Source organism: Rhodococcus sp. C3V (assembly GCF_029269915.1).
Lineage (GTDB): Bacteria > Actinomycetota > Actinomycetes > Mycobacteriales > Mycobacteriaceae > Rhodococcus_F > Rhodococcus_F qingshengii.
In genome coordinates, this window is sequence record NZ_JARJBE010000040.1 from 1 (window position 1) to 3,452 (window position 3,452).

A 3,452-nucleotide genomic window follows, 5' to 3' on the forward strand; every position below is an offset into this window, starting at 1 on the left:
TTGTGTGTTGTTTGAGAACTGCACAGTGGACGCGAGCATCTTTGTTGTAAGTAATGAAGAGCGTACGGTGGATGCCTTGGCACCAGGAGCCGATGAAGGACGTAGGAGGCTGCGATAAGCCTCGGGGAGCTGTCAACCGAGCTGTGATCCGAGGATGTCCGAATGGGGAAACCCAGCACGAGTGATGTCGTGTTACCCGCGCCTGAATATATAGGGCGTGTGGAGGGAACGTGGGGAAGTGAAACATCTCAGTACCCACAGGAAGAGAAAACAACCGTGATTCCGTGAGTAGTGGCGAGCGAAAGCGGAAGAGGCTAAACCATGGGTGTGTGATAGCCGGCAGGTGTTGCATTCGTGGGGTTGTGGGGTTCATTTTGTCAATACTGCCGTGTTGGCCAACAGTAAGAAATCACAGGGTTAGTGGAAGTGGTCTGGAACGGCCTGTCGTAGAGGGTGAGAATCCCGTACACGAAAACTTTGTGACTGTTGTAATGGAAACCCAAGTAGCACCGGGCCCGTGAAATCTGGTGTGAATCTGTCGGGACCACCCGATAAGCCTGAATACTCCCTGGTGACCGATAGCGGACTAGTACCGTGAGGGAAAGGTGAAAAGTACCCCGGGAGGGGAGTGAAATAGTACCTGAAACCGTGCGCTTACAATCCGTCAGAGCCTTCGAGCAGTTTACTGCTGGGGGTGATGGCGTGCCTTTTGAAGAATGAGCCTGCGAGTTAGTGGCATGTCGCGAGGTTAACCCGTGTGGGGTAGCCGTAGCGAAAGCGAGTCCGAATAGGGCGATCGTAGTGGCATGCTCTAGACCCGAAGCGGAGTGATCTACCCATGGCCAGGTTGAAGCGACGGTAAGACGTCGTGGAGGACCGAACCCACTTAGGTTGAAAACTGAGGGGATGAGTTGTGGGTAGGGGTGAAAGGCCAATCAAACTCCGTGATAGCTGGTTCTCCCCGAAATGCATTTAGGTGCAGCGTCGCGTGTTTCTCACCGGAGGTAGAGCTACTGGATGGTCTAGGGGGCCCACAAGCTTACCGAAATCAGCCAAACTCCGAATGCCGGTGAGTGAGAGCGCGGCAGTGAGACTGCGGGCGATAAGGTTCGTAGTCGAGAGGGAAACAGCCCAGATCGCCAGCTAAGGTCCCTAAGCGTGTACTAAGTGGAAAAGGATGTGGGGTCGCGAAGACAACCAGGAGGTTGGCTTAGAAGCAGCCACCCTTGAAAGAGTGCGTAATAGCTCACTGGTCAAGTGATCCTGCGCCGACAATGTAGCGGGGCTCAAGTACACCACCGAAGCTGCGGCATTCACGCAATAGCCCCCAGTTGATCCACGGATTTTCTGGCAGGTGTGTGGATGGGTAGGGGAGCGTCGTGTGGCCATGGAAGCGGCAGGGTGACCTAGCCGTGGAGGCCACACGAGTGAGAATGCAGGCATGAGTAGCGAAAGACGAGTGAGAAACTCGTCCGCCGAATGACCAAGGGTTCCTGGGCCAGGTTAATCCGCCCAGGGTGAGTCGGGACCTAAGACGAGGCCGACAGGCGTAGCCGATGGACAACGGGTTGATATTCCCGTACCCGTGTGAACGCGCCCATGGTGAATCAGTGATACTAACCATCCTGAAGCCACGAGAAGACCTTCGGGTCTCGAGTTGGTGGATGCATGGGACCTGATCTGGTAGTAGCCAAGCGATGGGGTGACGCAGGAAGGTAGCTGAGCCAGTCAGTGGTAATACTGGTGTAAGCGTGTAGGGCGTGACCTAGGCAAATCCGGGTCGCATACAAGCCTGAGACGTGATGCGTAGCCGATTGAGGCGAATTCAGTGATCCTATGCTGCCGAGAAAAGCCTCTAGCGAGCTTTCACACGGCCCGTACCCCAAACCGACACAGGTGGTCAGGTAGAGAATACTAAGGCGATCGAGATAACTATGGTTAAGGAACTCGGCAAAATGCCCCCGTAACTTCGGGAGAAGGGGGGCCCTGTCTGGTGACGACATTTACTGTCTGAGCTGGGTGGGGCCGCAGAGACCAGTGAGAAGCGACTGTTTACTAAAAACACAGGTCCGTGCGAAGTCGTAAGACGATGTATACGGACTGACGCCTGCCCGGTGCTGGAAGGTTAAGAGGACCGGTTAGTTCCTTCGGGAGCGAAGCTGAGAATTTAAGCCCCAGTAAACGGCGGTGGTAACTATAACCATCCTAAGGTAGCGAAATTCCTTGTCGGGTAAGTTCCGACCTGCACGAATGGCGTAACGACTTCTCAGCTGTCTCAACCGTAGACTCGGCGAAATTGCATTACGAGTAAAGATGCTCGTTACGCGCGGCAGGACGAAAAGACCCCGGGACCTTCACTACAGCTTGGTATTGGTGTTCGGTTCGGTTTGTGTAGGATAGGTGGGAGACTGTGAAACGGTGACGCCAGTTATCGTGGAGTCGTTGTTGAAATACCACTCTGATCGAATTGGACCTCTAACCTCGGACCATGATCTGGTTCAGGGACAGTGCCTGGTGGGTAGTTTAACTGGGGCGGTTGCCTCCCAAAATGTAACGGAGGCGCCCAAAGGTTCCCTCAGCCTGGTTGGCAATCAGGTGTCGAGTGCAAGTGCACAAGGGAGCTTGACTGTGAGACTGACAGGTCGAGCAGGGACGAAAGTCGGGACTAGTGATCCGGCACCGGCAAGTGGAAGCGGTGTCGCTCAACGGATAAAAGGTACCCCGGGGATAACAGGCTGATCTTCCCCAAGAGTCCATATCGACGGGATGGTTTGGCACCTCGATGTCGGCTCGTCGCATCCTGGGGCTGGAGTAGGTCCCAAGGGTTGGGCTGTTCGCCCATTAAAGCGGCACGCGAGCTGGGTTTAGAACGTCGTGAGACAGTTCGGTCTCTATCCGCCGCGCGCGTTAGAAACTTGAGGAAGGCTGTCCCTAGTACGAGAGGACCGGGACGGACGAACCTCTGGTGTGCCAGTTGTTCCGCCAGGAGCACCGCTGGTTAGCTACGTTCGGAAGGGATAACCGCTGAAAGCATCTAAGCGGGAAGCCTGTTCCAAGATGAGGTTTCTCACCCCCTCGAGGGGGTAAGGCCCCCGGCAGACCACCGGGTTGATAGGCCAGAACTGGAAGTGCAGTAATGCATGCAGGTGACTGGTACTAATAGGCCGAGGACTTACCACAAAGAAGCTACGCGTCCACTGTGCGGTATCTGAAACAACACACAGATACTGATGAGAAACCCTGTTTTCTCCATCCCCCAACACCAGAAACTGGTGTTGACGGGTGGTGAAACCAGGTGATCAGAAGAAGGTTACTGTGACAGTTTCATAGAGTTACGGCGGTCATAGCGAAGGGGAAACGCCCGGTCCCATTCCGAACCCGGAAGCTAAGCCCTTCAGCGCCGATGGTACTGCACTCGACAGGGTGTGGGAGAGTAGGACACCGCCGAACAC

The 3,452-nt window shown here is 55.1% G+C and carries 2 rRNA genes; both read left to right on the plus strand.

Features of this window, described 5'->3' with window-relative positions:
- The first annotated feature begins 44 nt into the window (after positions 1–44).
- A 23S ribosomal RNA gene (locus P3G66_RS31640) occupies positions 45–3,180 on the plus strand.
- Positions 3,181–3,333: 153 nt separating this feature from the next.
- Positions 3,334–3,450, plus strand: a 5S ribosomal RNA gene (gene rrf / locus P3G66_RS31645).
- The last annotated feature ends 2 nt before the right edge of the window (positions 3,451–3,452 follow it).